Consider the following 661-nt stretch of genomic DNA (forward strand, 5'->3'; position numbering starts at 1 on the left):
CGTGTCAGTTCTCATGGTGCTCCTCACGATACCGGTGAACGACTCCCCGCGAGACTCTGAAACAACTAACATATCTTTGTAACTCACCTGCTTGCCCGACCTTGACCGAGCCGCCGACCGGCACCCGGATCCCGGAGGACCTGATGGGCAGTCGACTCACCGAAGAACAGACCGCTTTCGCCGCGGCCGTGCGCGATTTCGCCAAGCGCGAGTGCGGTACCCGAGAGCAGCGTGACGTGCTGACAGGGGGCGGCCGCGAGGCCCACAACCCCGAGTTGTACGGACGGCTCGCCGACCTGGGCTGGCTCGGGGTGTGCCTGCCCGAGGAGTACGGAGGCTCCGGCGGCGGGCTGGCCGACGCCTGCCTCTTCCTGGAGGAGACCTCGTACGGGATGGTCCCGTGCGGGGGTTTCATCACCACCGTCATCACCGCGAAGGCGTACGAGCGGTTCGGTACAGAGCGGCAGCGGCAGGAGGTGCTGTCCGGTGCCACACGCGGCGACGTCCTGGCCATCGCCATGTCGGAGCCGGGGGCCGGGTCGGACGTCGGCGCACTGCGCTGCCGAGCCCGGCAGGAACGGAACGGCACGTGGGTGATCGACGGTCAGAAGACCTGGATCTCCAACGCGCACTGCGCGAAGAGCATTCTGCTGGTGGCTCG

1 protein-coding gene is annotated in these 661 nt (G+C 67.2%); it reads left to right on the plus strand.

The window, feature by feature from the left end:
- Positions 1-143: 143 nt before the first annotated feature.
- The coding region (locus B7L92_RS38690) for an acyl-CoA dehydrogenase family protein (protein WP_143626536.1) at positions 144-661 on the plus strand (518 nt) is incomplete at its 3' end.

Origin of the sequence: Streptomyces viridosporus, assembly GCF_002078235.1 — a bacterium.
Taxonomy (GTDB): Bacteria; Actinomycetota; Actinomycetes; order Streptomycetales; family Streptomycetaceae; genus Streptomyces; species Streptomyces viridosporus.